The 25,584-nt window shown below is 48.2% G+C and carries 26 protein-coding genes; 10 read left to right on the top strand and 16 right to left on the bottom strand.

The genetic code is table 11. The features are described 5' to 3' along the window. Window positions 1-16: 16 nt before the first annotated feature. From D9Y29_RS11810 to D9Y29_RS11795, 4 genes are all read right to left on the bottom strand, one after another. Window positions 17-847 carry an outer membrane beta-barrel protein gene (locus D9Y29_RS11810; RefSeq protein ID WP_127128306.1) on the bottom strand — a complete coding sequence of 277 codons (831 nt, stop codon included), beginning with the start codon at window positions 845-847 and terminating at the stop codon, window positions 17-19. Window positions 848-877: 30 nt separating this feature from the next. Further along, entirely contained in the window at window positions 878-2,053 is a 1,176-nt protein-coding gene (locus D9Y29_RS11805; RefSeq protein WP_127128304.1) for an anti-sigma factor, read from the bottom strand. Between the two features lies 1 nt (window position 2,054). Then, window positions 2,055-2,507 (bottom strand): RNA polymerase sigma factor, encoded by a 453-nt coding sequence (locus tag D9Y29_RS11800; protein ID WP_241237920.1) that lies wholly within the window; start codon window positions 2,505-2,507, stop codon window positions 2,055-2,057. Window positions 2,508-2,737: 230 nt separating this feature from the next. After that, a complete protein-coding gene (locus D9Y29_RS11795; protein WP_127128300.1) occupies window positions 2,738-2,959 on the bottom strand; it encodes a hypothetical protein in 222 nt (73 codons plus the stop codon). Window positions 2,960-3,041: 82 nt separating this feature from the next. Between D9Y29_RS11795 and kbl the strand changes: the two genes are divergently transcribed. From kbl to D9Y29_RS11780, 3 genes are all read left to right on the top strand, one after another. Continuing rightward, window positions 3,042-4,229 carry a glycine C-acetyltransferase gene (kbl, locus tag D9Y29_RS11790; protein WP_127128298.1) on the top strand — a complete coding sequence of 396 codons (1,188 nt, stop codon included), beginning with the start codon at window positions 3,042-3,044 and terminating at the stop codon, window positions 4,227-4,229. Window positions 4,230-4,456: 227 nt separating this feature from the next. Next, a complete protein-coding gene (locus D9Y29_RS11785; RefSeq protein WP_127128296.1) occupies window positions 4,457-5,503 on the top strand; it encodes a tetratricopeptide repeat protein in 1,047 nt (348 codons plus the stop codon). 9 nt (window positions 5,504-5,512) lie between these two features. Next, on the top strand, window positions 5,513-6,043 hold the full coding sequence (locus D9Y29_RS11780; protein WP_127128294.1) for a DUF3267 domain-containing protein: 531 nt from the start codon (window positions 5,513-5,515) through the stop codon (window positions 6,041-6,043). Here the strand turns inward: D9Y29_RS11780 and D9Y29_RS11775 are convergent, their stop codons facing one another. Beyond that, on the bottom strand, window positions 6,044-6,424 hold the full coding sequence (locus D9Y29_RS11775; protein ID WP_127128292.1) for a Rid family detoxifying hydrolase: 381 nt from the start codon (window positions 6,422-6,424) through the stop codon (window positions 6,044-6,046). 84 nt (window positions 6,425-6,508) lie between these two features. On the opposite strand from D9Y29_RS11775, the gene D9Y29_RS11770 reads away from it, so the two are divergent. The 5 genes from D9Y29_RS11770 (at window position 6,509) to D9Y29_RS11750 (ending at window position 10,447) form a co-directional block, all read left to right on the top strand. Next, window positions 6,509-7,153 (top strand): 3-hydroxyacyl-CoA dehydrogenase family protein, encoded by a 645-nt coding sequence (locus tag D9Y29_RS11770; protein ID WP_127128290.1) that lies wholly within the window; start codon window positions 6,509-6,511, stop codon window positions 7,151-7,153. Continuing rightward, on the top strand, window positions 7,153-7,863 hold the full coding sequence (gene tsaB / locus D9Y29_RS11765; RefSeq protein WP_127128288.1) for a tRNA (adenosine(37)-N6)-threonylcarbamoyltransferase complex dimerization subunit type 1 TsaB: 711 nt from the start codon (window positions 7,153-7,155) through the stop codon (window positions 7,861-7,863). The genes D9Y29_RS11770 and tsaB overlap by 1 nt, the downstream gene beginning before the upstream one ends. A gap of 100 nt (window positions 7,864-7,963) precedes the next feature. Continuing rightward, complete coding sequence (locus D9Y29_RS11760) at window positions 7,964-8,311, top strand: ArsR/SmtB family transcription factor (RefSeq protein WP_127128286.1); 348 nt, start codon at window positions 7,964-7,966, stop codon at window positions 8,309-8,311. A 111-nt stretch (window positions 8,312-8,422) separates the two neighbouring features. Next, window positions 8,423-9,829, top strand: coding sequence for an MBL fold metallo-hydrolase (locus tag D9Y29_RS11755; RefSeq protein WP_127128284.1), 1,407 nt, complete (start codon window positions 8,423-8,425; stop codon window positions 9,827-9,829). Window positions 9,830-9,988: 159 nt separating this feature from the next. Further along, window positions 9,989-10,447 carry a hypothetical protein gene (locus D9Y29_RS11750; protein WP_127128282.1) on the top strand — a complete coding sequence of 153 codons (459 nt, stop codon included), beginning with the start codon at window positions 9,989-9,991 and terminating at the stop codon, window positions 10,445-10,447. A gap of 3 nt (window positions 10,448-10,450) precedes the next feature. Here the strand turns inward: D9Y29_RS11750 and D9Y29_RS11745 are convergent, their stop codons facing one another. Further along, the gene (locus D9Y29_RS11745; protein WP_127128281.1) at window positions 10,451-11,668 is read right to left on the bottom strand and encodes a hypothetical protein; all 1,218 of its coding nucleotides are present in this window, start codon (window positions 11,666-11,668) and stop codon (window positions 10,451-10,453) included. A gap of 49 nt (window positions 11,669-11,717) precedes the next feature. Between D9Y29_RS11745 and D9Y29_RS11740 the strand changes: the two genes are divergently transcribed. After that, the gene (locus tag D9Y29_RS11740) at window positions 11,718-14,693 is read left to right on the top strand and encodes a sensor histidine kinase (protein WP_127128279.1); all 2,976 of its coding nucleotides are present in this window, start codon (window positions 11,718-11,720) and stop codon (window positions 14,691-14,693) included. Between the two features lie 2 nt (window positions 14,694-14,695). On the opposite strand, the gene D9Y29_RS11735 is transcribed toward D9Y29_RS11740, so the two are convergent. The 9 genes from D9Y29_RS11735 to D9Y29_RS11695 all read right to left on the bottom strand — a co-directional run bounded on the left by D9Y29_RS11735 (window position 14,696) and on the right by D9Y29_RS11695 (window position 23,515). Next, the gene (locus D9Y29_RS11735; RefSeq protein WP_127128277.1) at window positions 14,696-15,349 is read right to left on the bottom strand and encodes a response regulator transcription factor; all 654 of its coding nucleotides are present in this window, start codon (window positions 15,347-15,349) and stop codon (window positions 14,696-14,698) included. A gap of 9 nt (window positions 15,350-15,358) precedes the next feature. Beyond that, a complete protein-coding gene (locus D9Y29_RS11730; protein ID WP_127128275.1) occupies window positions 15,359-16,036 on the bottom strand; it encodes a sensor histidine kinase in 678 nt (225 codons plus the stop codon). Between the two features lie 100 nt (window positions 16,037-16,136). Further along, window positions 16,137-17,033 carry a lysophospholipid acyltransferase family protein gene (locus tag D9Y29_RS11725; protein ID WP_127128273.1) on the bottom strand — a complete coding sequence of 299 codons (897 nt, stop codon included), beginning with the start codon at window positions 17,031-17,033 and terminating at the stop codon, window positions 16,137-16,139. Between the two features lie 6 nt (window positions 17,034-17,039). Continuing rightward, entirely contained in the window at window positions 17,040-18,494 is a 1,455-nt protein-coding gene (locus D9Y29_RS11720; RefSeq protein ID WP_127128271.1) for a RapZ C-terminal domain-containing protein, read from the bottom strand. A 64-nt stretch (window positions 18,495-18,558) separates the two neighbouring features. Next, on the bottom strand, window positions 18,559-19,287 hold the full coding sequence (locus tag D9Y29_RS11715; RefSeq protein WP_127128269.1) for a nucleotidyltransferase family protein: 729 nt from the start codon (window positions 19,285-19,287) through the stop codon (window positions 18,559-18,561). Window positions 19,288-19,436: 149 nt separating this feature from the next. Continuing rightward, on the bottom strand, window positions 19,437-21,035 hold the full coding sequence (gene nadB, locus D9Y29_RS11710) for an L-aspartate oxidase (RefSeq protein ID WP_127128267.1): 1,599 nt from the start codon (window positions 21,033-21,035) through the stop codon (window positions 19,437-19,439). 24 nt (window positions 21,036-21,059) lie between these two features. Next, window positions 21,060-21,749 carry a lysoplasmalogenase gene (locus D9Y29_RS11705; RefSeq protein ID WP_127128265.1) on the bottom strand — a complete coding sequence of 230 codons (690 nt, stop codon included), beginning with the start codon at window positions 21,747-21,749 and terminating at the stop codon, window positions 21,060-21,062. 10 nt (window positions 21,750-21,759) lie between these two features. Then, window positions 21,760-22,530: a hypothetical protein gene (locus tag D9Y29_RS11700; RefSeq protein ID WP_127128263.1), complete on the bottom strand. Its 771-nt coding sequence runs from the start codon at window positions 22,528-22,530 to the stop codon at window positions 21,760-21,762. 31 nt (window positions 22,531-22,561) lie between these two features. After that, entirely contained in the window at window positions 22,562-23,515 is a 954-nt protein-coding gene (locus D9Y29_RS11695) for an aldose 1-epimerase (RefSeq protein ID WP_127128261.1), read from the bottom strand. A gap of 45 nt (window positions 23,516-23,560) precedes the next feature. Here D9Y29_RS11695 and galK point away from each other — a divergent pair, with 45 nt between their 5' ends. Then, the gene (galK, locus tag D9Y29_RS11690) at window positions 23,561-24,730 is read left to right on the top strand and encodes a galactokinase (protein ID WP_241237904.1); all 1,170 of its coding nucleotides are present in this window, start codon (window positions 23,561-23,563) and stop codon (window positions 24,728-24,730) included. A 211-nt stretch (window positions 24,731-24,941) separates the two neighbouring features. Here galK and D9Y29_RS11685 read toward each other — a convergent pair whose 3' ends face one another. Beyond that, complete coding sequence (locus D9Y29_RS11685; protein ID WP_127128259.1) at window positions 24,942-25,547, bottom strand: type 1 glutamine amidotransferase family protein; 606 nt, start codon at window positions 25,545-25,547, stop codon at window positions 24,942-24,944. Window positions 25,548-25,584: the final 37 nt, after the last annotated feature.

Raw genomic sequence — 25,584 nt, 5'->3', positions numbered from 1 at the left:
AATGTGGAAAAGTTTGTTACCAGCCAAAGCGGAGGCCCACTGCATACGGGGTTTGATCGGGCCCTTTTTCAAACATGCTTTGTGTGGCAACCGTTCCGTAAACACCTACCCATCCGAAGGTGAGTTCGCCGGTATAGGCCAGTTTCCAGGGGCGGAGATCGAAATCATCGCGCTTCTTGCGTTTGCCATCGGCATCGGTGATGGTCTTCTGGCGGCTGCTGTAGAGATAGCCGGCAGTTACACCTGCGCTGAGGCCCAGGTTTCTTTTCTTATGCGGTGCGAAATTGAAATTGAGCATCAGGGGAACGCTCACATAATCCGCTGCCAGTTTGTTTTTGCTGTAATGAGTGGAATTGTCCATGATCACCTGTGTAGGGCTGGTGCCATACTTGATGGGAGATTCATAACGGTAGTTGTACAGCTCAACGCCAAGGCCATATTTCAGGTTTACATAGTGATTGATCAGGCTCAGTTTCTGCATGAAGAGCCAGATATTCACGTTGATGGATTTACCGTTGCGGAGATCAAACCAGTCTTCTGTTGCGCCGGGAGCAAAGCCTGTAGCAGGGTCCTGGATGGCAGAACCGGCATAGTTGGTCTTATCGTTGAAGTTGTTGAAACCGATATCGAATACCAGCCAGTTGGTGCTGATCTTTTTGGGCGTTTTGTCGCGATGCGATTCTATTTTGGTGCGGGAACTTCCGTCTTCATTCGTCCCTTTTTTCTTGATGATGATCATGGCGCCGATACGAACGGTATCAACTTTTTCTTTGGCGCTGGAGTCGGTCTGGGCTACGGTGGTTAATCCAATAAAGAGCCCGGTCAGGAGTATTACTATCCTTTTCATACAATGGTCTGTTTGCGATGTAATGGAAGATTATTTCAATGCGATCTCGAAGTTGGCAATGCGGATATTTCCTTTGCGGTTATCGCTGGCATCTGCATTGGTGGCTTTGTCAAAAACGCGGCCTACTCTTCTGAGGATCCCACGCATCTTGTTCTTTCTGTCTGCTGGTTGGATCTCGAAATCCTCTTCATCCAGCAGGTCATAAGAATGATCTGCGATGGCAGCCATATCGGAATTGTTCAACACAGTATTACCCGGGGACTTGACGTTGATCTTTCCTGTATTCGGCTGTTCAGTTCCTTTAAGAGCTTCTGTAGGTGTTACGTTTGAAGCTATCGTAATGTTACCGGGATCTGAAACTTTTTTTCCCTGATCATTGTTTGCCATATCCTGATTAACGGGAATGTCAGTTACAGTGCGGTTTTCAGGCATTGTGACGGGAGAAGGGATCGTGATCTGAGGACGCTGTGCCGCTGCATTGGCAGGAACTTTTTGGGCTACCTTAGATTTGCCCGCAACTTTTTCAACCTGCGATTTCTCTGCAACGGTTGAGGAAGGATGCACTTCTGCGATGGATTCATATGCAGATGTTCTTGAAGGTTCGCGGTCTGCTACGGAATCATTGGCGGCAATTCCTGATGATTGCGGAGTCTGCTGCCCATCTCGCTTAGCCATCTCCGTTTTATCATCTTTCTTCGTCAACCACTGAAAACTTACGCCACCAATCAGCAATACCAAAACAGCGGCCGCAGCCATTCTGTACCAGCGCATCATTATTACCCGACGGTTATTTTCAGAACGGTACAACAATTTCTTGTCAGGGAAAACGATGCTCTGGTCTGGCGTGAGCTTCGTCTGCTGGATCAATTCAAAGGTTGCCTGGAATTGTGGATGATGATAAACAAACTCTTCCACAGATGCTTTCTGCTGATTGCTCAGCTCATCATCTGCATAGAGTACAAAATATTGATCGCAGTTGGCGGGAGTGATAACAAATTCGTTATTGGTCTTCAGCAGTATTTCCTTACCTGGAAAAACAATCTCTTCATCAGGCCGGAATGTGCTTTGCTGCAGCATCTCCAGTTCCTGCTGAAGGTCGGGATTGGCTGCCAGGAAATCATCCACGATGATGCGCTCAGCCAGGCTGAGCTCATTGTCTACGTAGAGTAGCAACCATTCTTCGTAATTCTGTCTGGTAATGTTCATATCACAAAACATTTTCAGGACTGACCAAATAATTCTTCAACTGGATCCTGGCGCGGTGAAGGTACACTTTTACCTGGCTCTCGTTAAGCCCCATGATATTCCCGATCTCATCGTAAGAATATCCTTCATAATCTTTCAGCAATACCAGTGAGCGCTGTACTTCATTGAGCCGGCCCAGGGCCTGCTCCAGCACCTTCCGGGTATAGTGCACCTGTCCGTCCGTTACCTTCACCTCTTCCCTGAAATCCTCTCTCAGGCTGATCCGTTTGTTCTTCCGGATATGGTCTATCATCTGATTGTAGGCCACAGTAAAGAGATAACTTTTGCAACGGGTGGCATCCACCTCGCCGCGATTGATCCACATCTTTTCGAATGCCGTTTGTACCACATCCTGTGCATCTTCCGAATGACGGAGATTCTTCAGGATGAAACGATACACGTTATCCGAATACATGTTCACACAATCATTATACTCTTTCTCGGTCATAAGCAGGACCAGGCTGTTGTTTAAAGTAGACTTGTTATGTTGTGATACGAATGGCCGGAACAAAAGTTACAGGCTTCCGGAATATTTTTCAAATATATTCCCGGTACCCAATCACCTCAGTTACCCGGCCCATGAAAACAAAACCGCCTCCTGACGGGAGACGGCTTACATATTCTTTCAAAAAATAATGTAACGAATTAGTGGAAGGCGATGTTCAGCGTCCGGTTCAGCGTCTCCCAGATCAGGAACTCTCCCTGTTCTTTGAGTTGCGACTCGCATTGTTCTTTCACTACACCGGCTGCCTCGCAATCGTTCGCAACCTTACTGAGCTTTGGCGCCCAGGCAGCCAGCATGATCAGTGTTCCTGCCATCAGCAGGCAACCAACCAGCGTTACGCGAACAAAAGTTTTTCTGAACATAGTGCACCTCTTTGAAGAATAGGACGAAGGTACATCGAAAATGTTACACTATTTTTGCCCCCTATCTAAAAAAACTAGCTACATGAATAACAATCTCGTGAAAAGACTGGCAATTGAACTCGATGAGATCAGTTCCGCCGGACTCTTCAAAACTGAAAGGATCATCGAATCCCCCCAGGGAGCAGAGATCACAGTGAACGGCAGGACCGTACTTAACTTTTGCGCCAACAACTATTTAGGTCTCTCTTCTCATCCCAAAGTGATAGAAGCCGCAAAAAAATATGTCGATTACCGCGGCTATGGTATGAGCAGTGTTCGTTTCATCTGCGGTACGCAGGACATTCACAAGGAACTGGAAGCTAAAATTTCCAAATTCCTCGGCACTGAGGACACTATCCTCTATGCTGCTGCATTCGATGCCAACGGTGGCGTTTTCGAGCCATTGTTCGGCGAACAGGACGCCATCATCTCCGATGAGCTCAACCACGCAAGTATCATCGACGGCGTGCGTCTTTGCAAGGCACAACGTTTCCGCTACAAGCACAACGATATGGCCGACCTCGAAGCCAAACTGAAAGAAGCAGCTGGCAATCGCAACAGGATCATCGTTACCGACGGCTCCTTCAGCATGGACGGCACTATAGCGCAGCTCGACAAAATTGTTGAGCTCGCAGAAAAATATGATGCCGCCATCATGGTAGACGAATGTCATTCCAGCGGATTCCTCGGTAAAACAGGAAGAGGCACACACGAGTACCGCGGTGTAATGGGTAAGATCGATATCATCACAGGCACCCTGGGTAAGGCCCTGGGCGGGGCTTCCGGCGGATTCACCTCCGGCAGCAGGGAAGTGATCGAAATGCTGCGCCAGCGTTCCAGACCCTATCTCTTCTCCAATACACTTGCTCCCAGCATCGTGGGCGCTTCTATTGCAGTACTCGATCTGCTCTCTGAAACCACCGCCCTCCGCGATAAACTGGAGAACAATACCAAATTCTTCCGCAGCCAGATGACCGCTGCCGGTTTCGATATCAAACCAGGAGATCATCCCATTGTGCCCATCATGTTGTACGATGCAGTAGTAGCCCAGCAATTTGCCGCCAAACTACTGGAAGAAGGCATCTACGTGATTGGTTTCTTCTACCCTGTGGTAGCAAAAGGACAGGCCCGCATCCGCGTGCAGATCAGCGCTGCACACGATCAGCATCATCTCGAAAAAGCCATCGCCGCCTTCACCAAAATCGGAAAGGAACTCGGCGTGTTGAAATAATTCATTTCAATAATATTTTCCGGAACGGCAGCTGAACAGGCTGCCGTTTTTTATTTAGCAGCGGGCAGGCAGTCGCTCGCCTCCGGCGAGTGACTTTTGTTTAGTCGCCTCCGGCGACGCTGTGTTCGCCGGAGGTGAACCAATACAGGTCACTCGCCGGAGGCGAGCGACTGCCGCACCCTGATAATAAACCTAACATTCCCGCGTTTTATACAGAGCCTTTCTGCATGAAAAATCCTCTTTACCAGGTACCGGCATATTTACCGGATGATAGTGGATGCGAACAATGCGGCGCACCAGACATCATTCATGGCCACCCTACACCACTTTGCCAGAGGTGCAGACAGGGCTTTATCAGGTATCCCATTCCCCTGTTGATCAAAATATTTGGCGCCGCTATCATCGCTCTCGTAATCTACTGCTGCATCAGCTTCCCCTCCGATCTCGCATTGGGACTGCATATCACCAGAGGTAAAAAAGCAGAATCAGAAAAAAAATTCCTCACAGCCCAGCGGGAATTCACCAAAGCCGCTGCCAAAAATCCAGGCGATATAGAGATCCAGTGCCATCTCGCACTCGCAGCTTTCAACAATATGGACCTCACAGCATTTTCCGTGATCGCTGAAAAGCTCGTGGGCAAAAGCATCGGGAACGATCAGCTCTACAGGAAAGTGGACGATGCCATGGCAAAGTTCAATAGCTATATGCCCAAAGATTCCATGATCGAACTCATGAAAGTGCATAGGAACAATATCCCCGACAGATCATTCAAAAATTACCTCAGTAGTCACCCGGATGATATCTACGCACATTTTTCTTATGCCTCGATCCTTTTCGATCAAAATCGTTTCCATCCCTGCGACAGTATCCTGAAGAATGTATTGAAGGTCGATGCTGGATACTTTCCCGCTCTGCGGTTGATGGCCAGCCTGAAAAGAGAAATGAATGATTATGACGGTGCAGACAAATATTGCGAGGCGCTGCTGAACATCAACAATGAAGCAGGTTACGCTATCGCCTCCAAAGCCAGGACCAGGCTGAAACAGAAGAAAGATGAAGAAGGATTGCAACTGGCATTGCAAAGCGTTGAAACCGATCAGCAGGATCCTTACAACACAGCCACATTGATCCTGGCTTATCATTTCAATGGAGAAAAAGATAAATGCGATGCATTGATAGAAGAATGTAAAAATGTAAACAACGAAGCCACGAGGGAATTTGTATTGTACGCAACAGATGTGATCAGCGGCAAAGTTCCTTTCAGAACAAAATAATAAACTGATATGCTCATTCCAGGGATCGCTATCTCTATCGTCACTTGTCCGGGTGTTGTTGTGCACGAACTGGCGCATCAACTCTTTTGCCGTTTGTTCAGGATCCCCGTATTCCAGGTAGTGTATTTCCAGGTTGGCAATCCCGCAGGATTCGTATTACACGAAATCCCGCCTTACAAATGGCAAACGATCCTCATTGCAGTGGGTCCGTTCTTGGTAAACACGATCCTCGGAGCCTTGATCGCATTGCCCGCTGCACTACCTGTGTTCACACTGAACAATGCCAATTTCCTGCATTATGTGCTGATCTGGCTGGGAGTTTCCATCGCCATGCACGCTTTCCCCAGCACAGGAGATGCAAGAGAGATCTGGAACGAGGTCAGGAAGACGGATACACAGCCCATCATGAAGCTCATTGGTTACCCGCTGACAGGACTGATCTATTTAGGCTCACTGGGAAGTATGATCTGGCTGGACCTGATCTACGGCATTGCAGTAGCAGTAGCCATTCCCAACCTGATCATACAATGGCTTGCCTGATTATTTCACGGCGATCATGCTGATCTCTACATTCACACCTTTCGGTAATCCTTTTACAGCAACCGTTTCGCGCGCAGGGAAATCACCGGTGAAAGATTTGCCATATACCTCGTTCACAACCGGGAAAAGGGCCATATCACTGAGGAAAATGGTGGTCTTCACAACATGTCCGAAATCTATCTGCGCCGCTGTGAGCACAGCTTTCAGGTTCTTCATGATCTGCTCTGTTTCCCTGCCGGCATCGGTAGCTTCTATATTGCTGGTGGCAGGATTGATAGCGATCTGACCTGAAATATATACGGTTCCGTTGATCATTACGGCCTGGCTGTAAGGCCCTATGGGAGCGGGCGCGTCCGGTGTATTGATGATTCTTTTTTCCATGACGTAAAAATATTAAAACCCCGGCACTTGTACTCACCTGATAATTCCCCGTAATGCGTTTTCTTTGCGGAAAGTTTTTTAGCTATGACGATCGCAATTCTGGCCGATGATACACTTCAGCATGAATGGTTACAACATCAATTCCCTGAAGAAATCAACTTTATCTGGGTTGATTCCATGAGCTCACTCACCATGGTAGATGCGGATGCTTATATAGACCTGCTCTTCCGTAATGATCCCGAGCGCAATCAACACCTGGCAAAACTGCTGCCCAAACCCGTGCTGGTGAATGCAGTGGAATACACAACTGCCGATATCCGTCATCCCTTCATTCGGATCAATGGATGGCCCACATTACTGAAAAGGAATATCGCAGAGATCGTCTTACCTGCATCCATAACCGAAAACACAATTAAGGAATTGTTTGCTGCTTTCAACTGGCAGTATCAGCTGGCGCCTGATGTTCCGGGTATGATCACTGCGCGTGTGCTGGCCATGATCATCAACGAGGCATATTTCACATTGGGAGCGGGTGTCAGCAGTAAAGAAGAGATAGACATCGCTATGAAACTCGGCACCAATTATCCTATGGGTCCATTCGGGTGGAGCGAAAAGATCGGATTACAGCGCGTGTATAACTTGTTGCAGCAATTGCATCTGACTGACGCCCGCTACGCACCTGCGCCAGCACTCGAATCAGCTATCAAATCACAACAATCGAAACCGTAATGGCGCTACTGCTCAACATAGATACAGCTACAGAGAACGCGGGCATTTGTATTTCAAAAGATGGCAAGGCGCTGCGAACAATGGTGAACAACCAGCAGCGGGATCATGCGGCCTGGATACAGCCCGCTATCGAACAGATTTTACAGGAAACGCAAAATACCGCAAAAGACCTTCAGGGTATTGCTGTAACTGCCGGTCCAGGCTCTTACACAGGGCTGCGTGTAGGCATGGCAACAGCGAAAGGATTATGCTTTGCGTTGAATATTCCACTCATTACAGAAAATACTTTGCGTGTAATGGCTTATGCCGCAACACTGCAATCTTTCCCAAATGGGGATGAGTACAGCATTAAAGCCGGATTAAAAAACGCAACGCTTCTCTGCCCGATGATCGACGCCAGAAGGATGGAAGTGTTTACTGCTCTGTATGATTTGGAGTTAAACATTGTTGAAAAGCCCGCTGCGCTTATCCTTGAACCTGACTCTTTTAACAAAGAATTAGAAAATAATAGTATACTTTTTCTCGGCAATGGCAGTGCTAAGTGGAAACTTGTATGCAACCATCCTCACGCATTTTTTGCAGAATTGGTGCAAACAGCCGAACATTTGGCGCCGCTCGCAGAACGATTATTTTTACAAGGAAAATTTGCTGATCTGGCCTACGAAGAACCCGTTTATCTCAAGGAATTTTATTCTCATATAAAAAAGTAACCAACTGAAACTTTTATCCATCTTCGTTCCGGAATGGTGACTTTTTCTTGTAAATTTGACACTCTTATCCTATATAATACTAAAAAGCTCTGATGTGCACATGAACGTAACAAGTAATTACTCCATGGTGCTAGCCGCGGAAGGTGTTCCCGGTGATTCCGTAAAAGTAGACTTCCTGAATCTGAAAAAGGCTGCTATGATCTTACGGGCACTGAACCACAAGCTCCGGCAGCAAATCCTGAAGCTCATTGACGAGCACAGACGCCTAACCGTAACGGAAATCTATGTTCGCCTGCGACTGGAACAATCCGTCGCATCCCAACACCTGGCCATTCTTAGAAGAGCAGGAATTGTGAAGACTGAAAGAGATGGCAAATTCATTTACTATTCCGTAAACGGATCCCGTGTTGCTCATATCATGCAATGTGTGGAGGACCTCAATACCTGACAAACCGTATCAGCGTATTTTATTAATCAACCTGGCAATTAAGCAGAAGGGATACCCCCCCCTTCTGCTTTTTGCTTTTTTAGTACCTTTGTTCCCAAAACAGGTTAACGAATGTTTATTAAGCAATTATATACAGGCTGTTTAAGTGAAGCCGCCTACTACGTAGAAAGTGAAGGACAAGCCGCTATCATCGATCCCCTCCGCGATATCGACAGCTATCTTCAACTGGCCACGGAACGCAATGCCACCATCAAATATATTTTCGAAACGCATTTCCATGCCGACTTTGTGAGCGGCCACCTGGACCTCCAAAAAGCTACAGGCGCCCCCATCGTGTATGGCCCAAATACAGAAACAGGTTTTCCTATCCATCTGGCAAAAGATGGCGAGACCTTTCAACTTGGCAAACTCAGCATCCAGGTGCTGCATACGCCAGGTCATACACTGGAATCAACCTGCTACCTCCTGAAAGATGAAGCAGGCAAAGAGCATGCAATCTTCACCGGCGACACATTGTTTGTTGGTGATGTAGGCCGCCCCGATCTCAGCAGTGGAAATATGAGCAAGGAAGATCTTGCATCTTTGCTCTACGATTCTTTACAGAACAGGATCGCCACCCTGCCCGATGATGTGATCGTATATCCCGCGCATGGCGCCGGCAGCAGCTGCGGAAAGAACCTCGGCCCTGAAACTCACAGCACCATCGGCGAACAGAAAAAAAGCAACTATGCATTGCAGCCACAGTCACGCGAAGAATTCATTCGCGCAGTAACGGACGGCCTCGCACTGCCTCCGCAATATTTCCCTATCAACGCACGCATCAACAAGGAAGGATACGACAGCCTGGACAATATCCTGGAAAATGGATTGAAGCCGCTCAGCATTCCCGCCTTCAAAGAATTCCAGAGCAATGAAGATGTGATAGTGCTGGATACCAGGAAAGCCTCTGTATTCACTGCAGGCTTTGTTCCCAACTCCATCAGCGTGGGCCTCGAAGGTCGCTTTGCTGAATGGGCCGGCAGCCTTCTCCCCTTCGATAAAACCATCGTGCTGGTAACAGAAGCTGGTAAAGAAAGGGAAACGGTGGTTCGACTCGCACGCGTTGGCTTCTCCAAAATGGAAGGCTATCTCGAAGGCGGATTCGAAGCATGGCAGCAGGCCGGTGAAGAAGTGGACATGATCATCGACGTTGAAGCCGATGAACTGGCCATGGACCTGCCCTTCGATCAAAATCTGGTAGTGGTGGACGTTAGAAGGGAAACAGAATTTGCAGATGGTCATATCCAGGGCGCTCAAAATATTCCGCTCGCGGAAATGACAGACCCCGGCAATCTCGCAACACTGGAAGAACACCAGAACCTCTACGTTCATTGCGCAGGCGGCTATCGCAGTGTGATCGCCGCATCCATCATGAAACGCCAGGGCATTCACAATCTTCGCAATATCCTCGGCGGATGGGGAACCATCAGCAAGCAGGAGGGAATCGAAATTGTGAAAGAGAAAAGTGTTTTGAATTGATTCGATTGATTTCTTTTTATCAAATACCAGCCGGCGATTTCCGCCGGCTTTTTTTATACCGTGTTTTTCACGGTAACACTATGTGGTATAAACCCTTGCAACCCGTGAAAAGACTTGTTAGCTTGGCCCTATTATTTCATTTTTTAAACATTTCATGTTATGGCCACTACAATTAACACGAACTCAGGTAATGATCAGGACCCTGTAAAACTCAAACCAGGTCTGCTGGTGCATCTCAACAATGTGGATGGACAGGAAAACCTTGGCAAATTCAGACCGGAAGATATCGTTCCCGGTTCCCTCAAGTTGAAAGCGAAAAAAGTGGCTGTTGGAAAAAATCGCGTCAGGTTCACCATCACTTTCGAAGTAGACAATGTTGAAGTACATACCACACCGTACGAAATTCCGAAAGCCGAAATGGAAAACCGCGGCTCCATCGACATCCTGCCTGTAACTGAGGATGGTAAACCCCTCGACGATCCCGATGCAGAACTCACCATCGCCAACCCGGATGATACCGAGATCACACTCGAAAACCCTGACGACTCTACTGAAAACCTCGACTGGGGAGTTACCTTCCGTTCAGGTGGCGGTAAAGTGCGCGGTGTAGGATTGTAATCACTATGTTCTGTTGAAGAATTCCCTGATAAATTTCTCCCACCTGCAATCCTTCCGGAACTGACGCAACCGGCCATCTTCAGAAAAATAAATCCTGCGGATCGCCATCTGGTCAGCCGTGGTGGAAAAGGCAGGAAAGAAAACTGACAGGAATAACGGACTGCTTGTTGAACGTACACTTTTTCGCATAGCAGGAGCATAGAGATCAGGCGGGCCGGGTGGCTTATGAAGTGAACCCAAACATCGTTGGCGGACCTTTCCGAACCGTTGATGGATTTTCTGCAGAGGCTGCACCGGGCCCGCTTCTTTTACCAGTTGTTCCAGGAAGAATGTAAGATCGATGAAACCAAAAGATCTGGACGGCGTTAGTTCAGTACAGCTCCTTCTTGCGCGGACCACTGCCTGCAATAACCGCTGGCCGCCTTCTTCAAAGCAACCCATCAGGAAATCAGTGAGTTCATTCACACATTCCACCAACGCTCCATATTCACTCAGGTAATTGGCAGCTATACTCACCACCCTGGGATTCTGTTCATCAGCGTATCGCGTCAGTTCGGTACTCCTGAATGGCTCCTCTTCGTATTTCAGCAAGAAATTCTTAGTTACATTATCGGCTATTTGTTGCAGTGAGAGACCGGGCTGCGACTCCATCAGTGAGAATAATCTCGCATAATGTATACCGTACCATGTCATCGTGGTCTGTGGTGCGATGAACAGCTCCACTTCATCTTTTAAACTATACCCGGTTTCCAGCAATTGTGTATAACAACTAACAGCCATCAATACTTCCACTTTTCCGATACTCTGCCGGATCATAGCCGCCAGCTGCTCAGCACTGATCATTCGGATGCCGCCATCGCTGTGTTTTTCCGCAAAGAAACCCAGGCCCGCTCCATGACCGTTCAGGATCAGCAAATGCCTGCGCTTAGGGTGATGGTCAGGCCCTACATACTGACGAAAAAACTGAATGAAAGTCTGTGGGTCATACAACTGTGCAGGATAACTGGCAACCTGTTCAAGCCGCTGAAAGTTATTGTGAAATATCAATTCCTTCACCTGGACCGTTCCTTCATGTAATAAATAATAAAAAATGACATACCTTAAGCTCCCGGTCAGCTCTTGCTGCAGGATGGATTGTTCCAATTCATCGTACACATGATCATGTACCCCGTCATGAATAACCATTATCGTAACAGTCCAGGTGCAATTATTATCGGCCATATACCATCTGATTACTGCTGTCAGAAAGAGAGATAGAACCTTACTCCTTTTGCTGCTCATTGCCTGCCAGGCGGCAGGACAGGAAACTGCTTTTGTTCCGCTTACCAGGCTCTCCGTAGACAATGGTCTCTCCAATTCCAATATACGAAAAATAGTACAGGACAAATATGGCTTCCTCTGGATCTCCACACAGGACGGTCTCAACCGCTTTGAAGGCAAACAGATGGAAGTACTCAGCGCCGGCAATAAACATTTGCAGAGAAACCTTCCGGGACAGGACATCTATGATATTGCACTGGACCAATCCGGCGATTATCTCTGGGCGCTCGTTCCCTATGCCGGCCTCTCTAAAATTGATATCCGTACTGTAAGGATTGTAAAGAACTATCTCAATACTCACGGAGCCAAACAACCGAATTACTGGTATAAGTGCCTGGCGCAGCATCAAAACAAACTCTTTATCGGCACCAATGAAGGCCTGATCATCGGATTTGATAAGAACAAAGAAGAAGAGTTGTTCCGTCTTCAAACCAAAGACTTCTTTGGAATAGATTACCAGGTGGATAAACTTATCTGTACAGCTGATGGCCACTTATACATCTTCCTTTCCGGCAAAGGCATCCTTGTGTATGACCCGGAAAAGAAACGCCTGATTGAACATATCAGCCCCCATGATCTTTACCTCGATGGTTATGCTTTTCAGTTCACCGATGTAACCGAGAACGCCGGCGTCTTCTGGATCGCTACCACTATGGGGCTTCGTTGCCTGGTAACACATAATAACCAGGTGCTTAATCCGCGCAAGCTACAGACCACCCCTTCGCTCTGGTTCCTCAATAAATCCATCAGCACCATTTCCGTTTACAACGGCCAGGTATTGTACAGTGGCTGGAACGGACTGTTCCAGACAGATACGGAGCTGAACAATCCGGTACAAATTCAGCCTACGCGGAATTATGATAACCATGATTTCTTCGAGATGGCCAACTGCATATTTCAGCAGGGCCAGGTGGTTTGGGTGGGATCGCCTTATGGACTGGCCTGGATCAAGAACCGGTTCTCGCCATTCATGGCCCTCACCAATTCTCTCAATGGTAATGGCAACCGGATCAAGCATTCCATGAGCCTGCTTCCTGTTACCGATTCCGTGATCGCAGTTTGTGCCGATGATGCATTGTACTTTGCCAATCACCAAACCGGTACCATCAACAAGTTCTCTCTACCCGATTTCTACCTCACCGCATTCAAAACTCCCGGTGGATTGTTCATCGCTTCGGGAGATAATGGCTTCAAACTGTTCAATGCAGCGCAACAGCCTCTGCCACTGGAAAAACATTTCCCCGAATTATTACCCATCAGCCAGGACCTTCTGGTGAGCGCCACTGCTTATACAGATTCACTCATTTTCATGGCCAGCCAGAATCAGCATGGCCTGTATAAATGGAATCATCAAACCCGCACTGTTACTACCATTACAGACAGCAGTGCAGGTCCCAGATTGCAAAGTCATGTCATCAACCGGCTGTACATAGACAGCCGCAAAAGACTCTGGATCCTCTGCGATAACGTGATCTCGATTTATGATATCCGCAATAACAGCATACAGCATTTCACGCTCAGGGCACCCGGTCAGCAAAAACCGATGAGCGTACTCATGGATATCTGTGAAGCCGCCAATTCCTTCTGGCTGGCAGTTTATGGGGTTGGCATTGTGAACCTTGACCACAACATGAGCGTAAAGAATATCCACGCACTGCAGCATGGCATCAATGACCTGGGACTTTACAAGATCATGAAGCTCTCAGACAGTACTCTGATTGCATCAAGTAATAATGGTATAACGGTTTTAAATATCCGAAATGGAAAGGCGACCAATTATTTTGAAGAAGATGGATTGCAGTCGAGCAGTTTCGAAGAAACCAGCGGCTGCATCTCCGGTAATTACCTGTTTCTCGGCGGCTTCAATGGTTTCACCCGCATCGATCCAAAAAAATTCCTTACCAACAGCAGACCGCCCGCACTGTATTTTGCCAATGCCAATATTCGTATGCCGGAAGCCGATACGGATTCGCTCAATATTTTCATGGAATCACTTACAGTGCCCAGTGATGCTTCGCAGGTAACCATCGGGTTCTCTGCAGTGAATTATACAGGGCCGGAGAAAGTCCGTTATCAATACAAATTGTTGCCGGTAAGCAGCCAGTGGGAAAGCAGTGGCCATGATCCATTCCTTAACCTGGTGGGCATCGGCCCCGGCACCTATACATTACTGGTGCGCGCTTCCAATGAAGACGGTGTTTGGTCAGAACCGATCAGGATGATCTTACATTTCAAGCCCAAATGGTTCCAGACCTGGTGGTTCACCGTGCTCTGCATTGCAGTGGCGCTGGGCATAATCCTTTTGCTGGTGCGTATGCGCCTCCACCAGTTGTCAAGGGAGGAAGCTATCAGAAGAAAACTATCCAACGATCTGCATGACGATCTCGGCAGTACGCTCAACAGCGTAAAAGTACATGCCAATCTCGCCATGATGGACCCCGGCAATACCACTTATCTGCAACGCATCAAGGAAGGAACACAGCAGGCCATCGTCAGCACCCGCGACCTGATCTGGGTTTTGGACGATAAGAAAGATACCGTCGATCACCTCATCAGCAGGGTAATGCAGTTTGCAGAACCGCTTTGCGATGCACAGGGTATCACGCTCACAAAGAACATCAGCTCCGATGCCTGGAGCCACAAACTGGGAAAGGAGGAGAAAAGAAATCTTTACATGATTCTTAAAGAATCCATCAACAACAGTGTGAAATATGCCCATTGCAGGAACATACTGCTGGAAATAATGAAAGATGGAAAGCGACTACATATTTCAGTTAGTGATGATGGATCAGGCTTCAACAAGGAAACCATTACACCGGGTAACGGCACCACCAATATTTACTCCAGGGCCAAAGATGCAGGCTACGAGGCCATGATCCGCACGGCGCCGGGTAAAGGCACAACGGTTCAGTTGACAGCCACCTGATATTACACATGAACGATGCCATGCTTGATGGCATAGATGACAAGCCCCACACGGGTTTTGATCTTCAGCTTATCAAACAAGGAATCCCTGTAACCATCGATGGTACGCGGGCTGAGATGCATTTTATCTGCGATCTCCTTGTAGGTCATTTCAGAACAGGAAAGTTTGAGGAATTCCATTTCGCGCTCATTCAGATTAAGCACTTTACGGGTAGTACCTTCTTCATCCGATGAGTTGATGGTATGGAGCAGTTTACCGGTAATCATCTCGGTATAATAAAACCCCTTGGTCAGCACAGCTTCAATGGCCGATTTGAGCTCAGGAGTATCGGAGTCTTTAAGGATATATCCCCTGGCGCCATTCTTCAGCATGCGGATAATGGCTGCTTCATCATCATACATGCTTAGGGCCAGTACTTTGATATCGGGAAAATATTGTTTCATGTAGGCGGCAGTTTCATATCCGTCCATTACCGGCATATTGATATCCATGAGTACTACTTCAGGATGAGGGCCATCCTGGAGTTTCGAGATAAAATCTTTTCCGTCGTTGGCTTCGATCACCACCTGGTGGCCTATGTTTTTCACCAGGGCTGCCAGTCCGTTGCGAAGAAGAACGTGATCGTCTACCAGGCCGACTGTGATATTTGTTGTCATACAAGAAAATTAACGGGTCAGGGGAAGGGTCAGGAAAATTACCAGTTCACCATCGGGTGTGCCATAGAACTGAAGGTCTGCATTGATCATTTCCGCTCTGATCCGCATTTGCCGTGCGCCGGGCAGGACCTCCTGCACAATGCCTGGCTGCGCGGAATGCAGGAGCGGGCTGTTGCTGAGCAGGAACCTGACATCACTTTCGCGGAGATCGGCTCCGGCATGAATGGGCCTGGATACACTCACCCCCATGAATACAGCCAGAAGTTCCTGCAACAATCTGAAAGCGATCAGTTCGCTGGCAATGTCGAATCTATCGATTTTTTCATTGACGGAAAATTCAATCTTCCTGTTATGGATGCGACCCAACGTTTCCATTTCATGGGTCAGGGCATAGATCAACCCTTTTTCCCTGATCTCGGAAATGGTTACAGGTTTGGCAACCTGTCTGAGGTCTTGAATAGCCTGTCCTACCAGCATTTTGGAGGATGCCAGCGTATAGCTCAGGTGCTCATTCTCTTTCGGTATCTGGGAACTCAGTTGAAGTTTGGCCAGGCTCAATACCTGACCCACATTGTCAAATATTTCAGCCCTGATCATTTCCAGTTCACGCTCCTGAATTTCAAGTTGAACGCGAAGCAGTTCCTCTTCCAACCGGTTATCTTGTTGTTCATGTCCGGATTGCATCATTTTCGTTTTTACCTGGCGGAACCGGGTTACAGGTCCGACAGCAACGTTAATATTTGATGAAGAGATGTGAACCGGGAAAAACACGGTAATTCAGGCAGGGTTATTTCACCGGATCGGTATCGATCCAGAGTTTGCGGTACTCCTCTTTCCAGTCGTGCTTCCAACGGCGATGGCTCCAGAGCCACATTTCAGGATGTTTGCGGATGGATTCTTCCAGGAATCGTATATACCTGCGGGTAAGTTCACCTTCGGGCAGCTCTTTGGGGTTTTCAGCGCCAATTTCCAGCCGCACACGATAGCGGCCCCTGCTGGTCTTGTAGATATCTGCAAATACAACGGGAATATTGCCTGCACGGGCGCCGCTTTCCGGCCCCTTTACAAATGGTGTTGGTCTTCCGAAGAAGTTCAACCAGAAAGCTCTTTCAGGACTGCCGGGCGCCTGGTCTGCCACCAGCGCCAGCATGTACTGGCTATGCCGGTATTGCACAATCGAATTTCGCATATTGGTAGCCGGTAGCATTACAGAACCGGTCCGGGTACGCAGCTTCATGAACAGGCGGTCGATTGCCTTATTCTTGATAGGCATGTACACCACCAGGAATTCATATTCGGTATGCATCGGCATGAACGCATTGGCCAGTTCCCAGTTGAAATTATGGCCCAGGTGCAATTGGACCTTGCGGCCATCTGCATAAAATTTTTTGAAAGGATCACTGTCTAACCGGAACCTCTTATTGATCCAGGCCGGGGAGGCGGAGAGCAACTTGAGCGTTTCTATGAAATTGTCAACGAAGTTGTGGTAGAATTTCCTGGCGATCTTTTTTCTTTCCGCCATTGATTTTTCCGGGAACGCAATGGAAATATTCTCCATGATCACCTTCCTTCTGTAACCGAGCACCACAAATACCAATACGGCAAGTATATCGGAAAGAATATACAATATCCACATCGGCAGCAAAGACATCAAATAGAATATTCCGTAAACGATATAATACATGACTCTCTAGTACTTGTTATTCACCCAATTCTTTGCTTCCTGTTCCACATGTTGCAGAACAACCGGTACTTTGTATTTGTTGCGAAGATGCCTGGCCAGCGCATCTGCTGCATATACACTGCGATGCTGGCCTCCGGTACAACCAAAACTGATTACAAGGTTATCAAACCCGCGTTTCATATAGTCTTCAACGGTAATGTCCACCACATCAAAAACGCTGTTGAGGAATTCAGGCATCCTGGTTTGTTGTTCCAGGTAATCCTTCACTTCCTTATCCCTTCCGGTAAGTACTTTGAATTCTTCCTGTCTGCCGGGATTGAGGATGCCCCTGCAATCGAACACGAATCCACCTCCATTGCCGGAATCATCATTGGGAATTCCTTTGCGGAAAGAGAAACTGTTCACCCTGATGGTGAGTGGTGTTTCTGCTGTGGCAGTGAGTGGAGTGAATCTTTCGAGGATCTCATCGCTCACGCAGATGTCCAGCACTTTCCTGAACTCGGGAACAGCAATACCGAGGCTTTGGTTATCGATGAACCAACGGAGATTGTTAAGCGCCTGCGGGATACTGGTAAGGAACTGCGCTTTTCTTTCAAAGAGGCCGCGGAATCCGTAAGCGCCCAGTACCTGAAGCAGGCGGATGAGCACATAGCCGTTATACTGGCTTTTGAAGATGACGCGGTCCACCGTCTGTCCGATAGTTTGCTCGAATGAATCGATATAATCGTTGAGCAGGCGTTCTTTCCAGTGGTCAGGAAGATTGGCCCTTGCCTGCCAGATCATGCTGGCGGCATCGTATTGTGGCGCACCGCGCATACCGCCCTGGTAATCGATGAAAAATACGGTGCCGCTTTCCCTGACCAGGATATTCCTGCTCTGGAAATCGCGGAACATGAAATACTTGTATTCCGTGTGCGTGAGATAGGTGCTGAGCGCTTCGAAGTCGTCGATCAGTTTTTGTTTATCATACGGTTTGCGAAGTGCGTCCAGGAAATAGTATTTGAAGTACAGGAGATCGGCCATGATCGCTTGTTTGCCGAATTCCTGGTTGGTGAGGCAGCGGGTATAATCGAGGCCCTCATGCCCCTTCACCTGCAGTTGCGCGAGTGAGTGAAGGCTTTGCTTGAACAGGGCATACACATTGTCTGTGAGCCCTTCCGTTTCCAGTTTGTTGAGCAGGCTGTTATCGCCCAGGTCTTCCTGGAGATAGATGGTCCTTTCTTCATTCCAGCCGATCAGGGCGGGAACAGGCAGCGCCTTTTCACGGAAATGTTCCGAGAAGTACATGAAGGTGTCGTTCTCAGGAATATTGTTTCCATAAGTGGCGATGCAGGTGCCGCCTTTCAGGTGCAGTCTGAAATACCGGCGGTCTGAACCGGATTGGGGCAACACATCTATATCCAGCGGGGCTTCACCCATCGAGATACAGAGGTCTCTTATTGCGTCTATTACAGCGATCATAATTTACTTACAGGAATAGCGGCCAAAAATACTGAAAATAGGGATGCCAGCGCATCGGCTATTCTCAGGGAAACAGTTGTTCAGCTTTAGCTACGGAATCGGGCTTTCCCACATCTATAAAACGGGATCCGCTATGGTCGAAAGCGCGGATGGTTTGGGATTTGGCCAGATGCAGGTATAGTTCCACCATCGAGAATTTGCCTTCCTGGTGGATCATGGGCAATATGGCCGGATCGATCACATGGATACCACTGAATGCTTTCTGCACGTAGGTGGTGGCCGGCCGGCTGATCTTCTCTTCACCGGTAGTAACGTTGCGCCATCCTGCCAGCGTATCATTTTCATCGAATAAAAAATACCTGGAGGTAGACCGGTCAGACACTGCCAGCGTTGCAAGGGGTTGTGCAGTTTGATGTTCTTTGATCATCGCACCGAGATCCAGATCTGTTAGAATATCAACATTGAAGATCACGATGGGCGTAACAGTCTTACTGAAAAAATGCGCGGCTTTTTTCAGACCGCCACCAGTTTCCAGCACAGCATCGGTTTCATCACTGATGGAAATATTGCTTCCCCACCCTTTGTTTTCATTCACTGCCTGAATGATTTGATCCGCAAAATGATGCACGTTCACTACTATATTATCGATACCATACCGTTTCAGGTATTCGATATTGCGCTGCAACAGGGATTTGCCATTGATCACGGCAAGCGCCTTGGGATGCAGGTCCGTCCAGGGTTTGAAGCGTGTGCCCAGTCCGGCTGCAAAGATCATGGCAGAAGGTTGTTGCATTATGCTCGAATTTAAGATTACTTAGTGTGCGTCCAGTCGCTCGCCTCCCGGCGAGTGACTTTTGTTTAGTCGCCTCCGGCGACGCAGAGCTCGCCGGAGGCGAGCAAATATAAGTCACTCGCCAGAGGCGAGCGACTGCCAGCTCTCTGCTATAACACAATATTCTGCACCAGCCTGCTTTTCGCAGGATAGTCTGTATTGTAATGCAAGCCCCTGCTTTCTTTCCTGAACTGCGCACCTTTTACAATCAGGTAACTCGCCGTGATCATATTGCGCAATTCACAGAGCTGCGGGGATACAGTAGTGGCCTGGTACAACAGCTCTGTTTCTTCCCATAACAGATCAAGCCTTTTCTGTGCGCGCTGCAAACGCACATTTGTCCTTACGATTCCCACATAATCACTCATCACCTGCTGCACTTCTTTCAGGCTCTGTGTAATGAGGATCATCTCTTTGGGATCAGTGGTGCCGGTGGCATTCCAGTCCGGTATTGGTGGAAAATCGTTTACTGATCTGCGTTGTTGGATGCAATCCAGGAATGCACGATGTGCAAATACCATTGCTTCCAATAATGAATTACTGGCAAGACGATTGGCGCCATGCAATCCTGTGCTGGCGCATTCTCCGGCTGCATAGAGGTTGCGAATGCTGGTCCTGCCCCATTCATTGGTTTTGATGCCGCCGCAACTGTAATGCGCTGCGGGCGCCACCGGGATCATATCTTTTGTAACGTCGATACCGATGGATTTGCATTTCTCGTAGATGTTCGGGAAATGCTCCACGAATTTCTCCAATGGCATATGCCTAACGTCGAGGTATACGTGTTCTGTACCCGATATTTTCATTTCGCTATCGATGGCGCGCGCCACGATATCGCGGGGAGCAAGGTCTTTTCTTTCGTCATATCGCTCCATGAAGGCTTCGCCTTTTTTGTTACGGAGGATGCCGCCATCGCCGCGGACAGCTTCAGTGATGAGGAATGATTGTCCGCGTACACCCGGCTCATACAAAGCAGTTGGATGGAACTGGATGAACTCCATATTCTCGATCCTTCCCTTGGCCCGGTACACCATGGCCACGCCATCGCCGGTTGCGATATTGGGATTGGTGGTGGAGCGGTACACCTGTCCGTTCCCGCCGGTGGCCAGCAAAGTAGTGCCTGCAAGAATGGTCTCGATCTTATTCGTTTTAAGATTGAGAACATATACGCCGTAGCAATCGATATCAGGAGTGGATTTTGTTACGAGGTAGCCAAGATGGTGCTGCGTGATCAGATCCAGTACAAAACAATGTTTGATGATCTCGATATTGGGATGCGCGGCAACTGCTTCCAGCATGGCGCGCTCGATCTCTTTCCCGGTAACATCCTTGTGATGCAGGATGCGGAATTCACCATGGCCACCTTCCTTGCCGAGTTTGTAATCACCATCGGCTTCCTTATCGAATTCTGCGCCCCATTCAATCAGTTCCTGGATCCGGTCTACACCTTCCTTCACTACGATCTCCACCACAGTCTTGTTGCAGAGGCCGTCTCCGGCAATGAGGGTATCCTCGATATGTTTGTCGAAGCTGTCGCGCTCAAAATCCGTAACGCCGGCGATACCACCTTGTGCATACTTGGTATTGGTTTCGTCGGCGGCGGTCTTGGTGATCACGGTCACTTTCTGGTCCGGGTATTTTTGGGCTGCCTTGAGCGCGAAGGTAAGACCGGCAATTCCGGAGCCTATCACTAAAAAATCAGTCTGCATACTATTTTAGTTCGGGCGGTAAAATTAGGAGTTATTACGGGATTGCAGATATTTCCTGCTTCCTGTAACCAGTAACAGTTGAGCCAGGCAATAGGTTGTCATCACCAGGAGCGGGGCAGCCCTGAAGGGACTATAGAATTTATCCAGGGACAGCAGGCTGTCTGAGGTCACAAAAAGTATGGCGCCGGTAACACAGAAAGCACCGGCCAGTTGTGCCGGGAAATGAAAAGCATGAATAGCGGTCAGCAGCATGGCGCCTAACACTGATGCATACACCAGCACGGGCACCTTCAGCGATCCGGTCCCGGGCTTCAGGATATAGAACAGTACGCCAACATAAACCAGCACCAGGAAAACCACCAATGGGTTCCAGGGCCTGCCGGGCCTGTTCTGTTTTTTCACCCTGGTAAAGAAGAGCAGGTAAAAAATATGGGCGATAAGAAAACTCACCAGTCCTCCTATAAAAAAGTATTCGTTTCGGGAAGTGAAGAGTAGTAATGTATCGCCGCCCCAGGAGAAGATCAGCGCCCAGATAACGAGGACCCTTCCACGCTTATCCTGGATATAGTAAGAAGCGAACCATCCCAGCAGCAACAGCATCAGGAGTGGTTTGGTCACATAGCGCATAGTGGTCCATCCGAAGTAGACGGCTAAGAGATCTGCCATCACGTCCAGCAGGAAAAGGTAGAGCCAACGTTTGTTGGCGGATTTCATCGAGAACTGGTCAATATTCAATCGTAAAGGAATATTTAGCGGGATCGTTAACAATGTCCAGCAGATTGTATCTCAATTCCACAGTTCTCTTGTCTTCCGATACTTTCAACAGGGGATGATTACCGGTGTTTTTCACGGGTCTGGGCAATTTGAAACTGGTGGTGTACATCATTTCCATACCCTGGGCTGCCATTTGTTTGATGTCGGAAACCTGGGGCCTCATCATCAGTTGTTTGTATTTTGCTGTATCCACTTCTTTCTTGATCAGGCCATTGTTCAGGGTGATATCGTACAAACTCACCATGTCCTGGAATGTAGCTTCGGAGCTGTCTGGCGTCATCTCGGGCTGCTTGTTGCTTTTCAGCAGACCTGAAAAAGAATTCTTCATCAGGGTTCCCTGTCCTTCCATCAGGCTCTCCAGTTGTTGCCGGGTATGGTAGGGAATATTCATCCTGATATTGAAGAGCTTTTCTTTGATGTTCAGCTTGAAGAACATTTTACCATCTTTCATCCAGGCATTTTCCTTCCGGGTGGCTTCATCGGCAGAGTCCAGGATAGCCTGCATGGAAACAACTGTGTCTATGGCTTTGTCCAGTCCGTTTTTGGTGAGTTCTTCTTCACCGGCAAAAGTTTGCATCAGTTCGATGAGCTGGCCCATATCTATCCGGGATTCGTATACCCCGCTGCCATCTTCGTTGATCACCACTTCTTCATTCACTTCATAGCAGCTGATCACAAAACCAATAAGGGCAAAAACCAATGCAAACCTGAGCCATTTCATACGGGGATCCATTTTACACAAGGTAATGGATTTACCCAATACTCAATTGATACCACAGGTTAAAAGTAAGGGTCTGCCGGGGCGCCATTCTGATCAGTCCCATTCCATTGTTGAAACAGTTGGGAGCCCCGCTCAGGTTTTCAATAGCGATGCTCTCCCGGTGGTCCGGCGTATAGATCTGCAGGTAAGGATAGCGCGCATTGGTATAGAAAGCCAGCTGCAATTTATTTTCCGGGTTGTAGAGGACGCAGCAGGGAATGCCTTCCTCATGGTCCAGCAGAAAGCAGCTGTCCAGGAAACGTTCGCCGATCACTGCGCCATTGAGGAAAGTATCATCGTACAAGGTATTACCCGTAGGAACGATCATTTCGTTTGACTCCAGCATGGCATCGGAGCGGAACTGCAATTCGTACTGGTTGATCTTTCCGCCCAGCCGGAAATAGGGATGCCATCCATCCTGCATGGGAATGAATTCATCAGAGAGATTGATAATTGTGGTTTCCACTTGCAATGCGCGATTGGGATGAAGCGCATATTTCACTTCACACATATATTCGAAGGGAAATCCCGGGTCATCTTTTTTGTAATGATAGCGAAGTCTAACAGCAGCCTGCTGATCATCCGTGAATTGATCGGAGAGATGAAAGGGCTTATTGTACAACAGGCCGTGGATAGCAGTGCCATCTCCGAAACGGTTGGCAAACTCATAATCTTTTTCATCAAAATTGTACCGGCCATCTGGCAGCCTGCAGGCGAAGGGAGAGAGTTTGGCGCTTTTGTAGGAAATGGCCAGGTCCTTCTCCAGGTCAGCTTTTCCGCTATAGTTGTGGATGATATTGAACCTGCCTCCATTCAATGGCACATCAAAGCCATGTAATAGGGCGCCATATGCAGGAAGTATACTGATAGTTGTGTCAGTTGCCTTATCTTGCAATCTGAGAAGCTCGAGGTCGTTGTCCGTAATCCGGTCGATCTGAAAACTCATAGTATCCGTTTAAAGAATTTTTAAATTTAAATCATTTTCACAGATATGGCGATAGTAGAACGATTGCGTAAAAAATTCCGTGACCTCTATGGTCAGGAGCCGATTGTGGTGGCAGCTCCCGGACGCGTGAACCTGATTGGAGAGCATACTGATTACAATGAAGGCTTTGTACTGCCGGGTGCAGTGGACAAACGAATGTACGTTGCCATTGCGGCACAGGCTGAGCCTGAGATCACTATCTACGCCAACCATTTTGAAGAGTCATTTTCTTTCAATCCCGAACATGCTCTCCAGCCCGTTTCCGGTTGGATGAATTATATGCTGGGTGTTACCCATCATATCAAAGCAGCCGGAAAAACTATCGGTGGCGCACAGGTGCTGATCGACGGTGATATTCCTGTTGGCGCAGGTATGAGCTCATCCGCAGCGCTCTGTTCCGCTTACGGATTTGCACTGAATGAATTGTTCAATCTCGGCCTCAGCCGGATGGAGCTCGCTTTCATCGGACAAAAAACCGAACATACATTCGTTGGTGTAAAATGCGGCATCATGGACCAGTTCGCCAGTCTTCATGGCAAAAGTGGTCACGTAATGAAACTGGATTGCCGCAGCCTCGAATATGAATACATCCCCTTCGATTTCCCTGATCACAAGATCGTACTGGTGAATAGTATGGTCTCCCATTCGCTCGCAGGTTCTGAGTACAATGTTCGCCGTCAGCAATGCGAAGAAGGCGTAAGCATCATCAAAAAAACTTATCATAATATCAATTCGCTTCGCGATGTGAGCCTGCAAATGCTGCAGGAGCACCAGCACCTGATCAGCCCTGTTGTGTACGACAGATGCTGGTATGTGGTAACAGAAAAAGACCGCCTGCTCGATGGCTGCAATGCCCTTCAGCATGGTGATCTCGAGGCATTCGGCAAATTGATGATCGCCACACATAACGGCCTCAGCAAACAATACGCAGTGAGCTGCACGCAGCTCGATTTCCTGGCAGAACGCGCAGGTTATATCAAAGGCGTTGAAGGTTCAAGAATGATGGGAGGCGGGTTTGGCGGCTGTACCATCAACATCGTGCAGACAGAAATGGTGGACACATTCAAACAAAAGATCCAGCATGCATTTGAACAGCTTTTCCAGGTTACCCCTGAAGTGTACGTTACGCAGATCGAAGATGGCACACATGTGGTGAACAGTGAAGTGTATCATTGATTGTAAAACCTCTTGACGAGGCTGACTAAAAAGGGCGGAGAGCTGGCAGTCGCTCGCCTCCCGGCGAGTGACTTCTATTTGTTCGCCTCCGGCGAACACTGCGTCGCCAGAGGCGACTAAACAAAACTCACTCGCCGGGAGGCGAGCGAGTGGGCACAGCGAAATGAAATCTAACAACCTTTTTAGTCAGCCCCTTACTAACCCATTCGTTCTACGCTTCTGTTTCAGCAAACATCCTGTTTTCCATTCCTGCACTTTTGAACAGATCATACACAGCGTCGGTTACACTGGCTTCCATCACATTGAACTTTTTGAAGATCGCTACCATCAGTTCCAGCGCTGCCGCTCCATTGGCGGTGATCAGGTTATCGGCGCTCACACAAGGCTCCTGCACGTAATGCGCATCGCCTCCGTAATCCGGCGCCAGGTCTTTGAGATAAGCCAGGTCGTTACTGGTATGTGGCACATGGTCCAGGAAACCATGATTGCCCAGCATCACGGTAGCGCCGCAAATTGCAGCCACGGTTTTTTTGGCGTGCAGGAAGGCCTCAACCAGCAACGCAATTTCCTGGTGTTCTCCATTCTCCCAGGCCTCACCTCCGGGCAGGAGGAGCAGGTCAACTTTCTTCGGGTCCACTTCTTCCAGGGAATGATCAGGTTCTATCCTGATATCTCCCATGGAAGTAACGGTTTGCCCATCGATTGAAAAGGTCCGGATCATGAAATCTGAATATTTGTTCAGGTGCGCTACAGTGTAAGCTGCTTCCCAGTCTGCATAGCCATTAAATACGAACAGGTAACAAATTCTCTTTTTCATGAGTATATGTTTATATGGTTGATCGGTTATTGAGCAC

It is taken from the genome of Pseudoflavitalea rhizosphaerae (assembly GCF_003991355.1).
Lineage (GTDB): Bacteria > Bacteroidota > Bacteroidia > Chitinophagales > Chitinophagaceae > Pseudobacter > Pseudobacter rhizosphaerae.
This window is presented reverse-complemented; position numbering and strand designations above follow the sequence as displayed.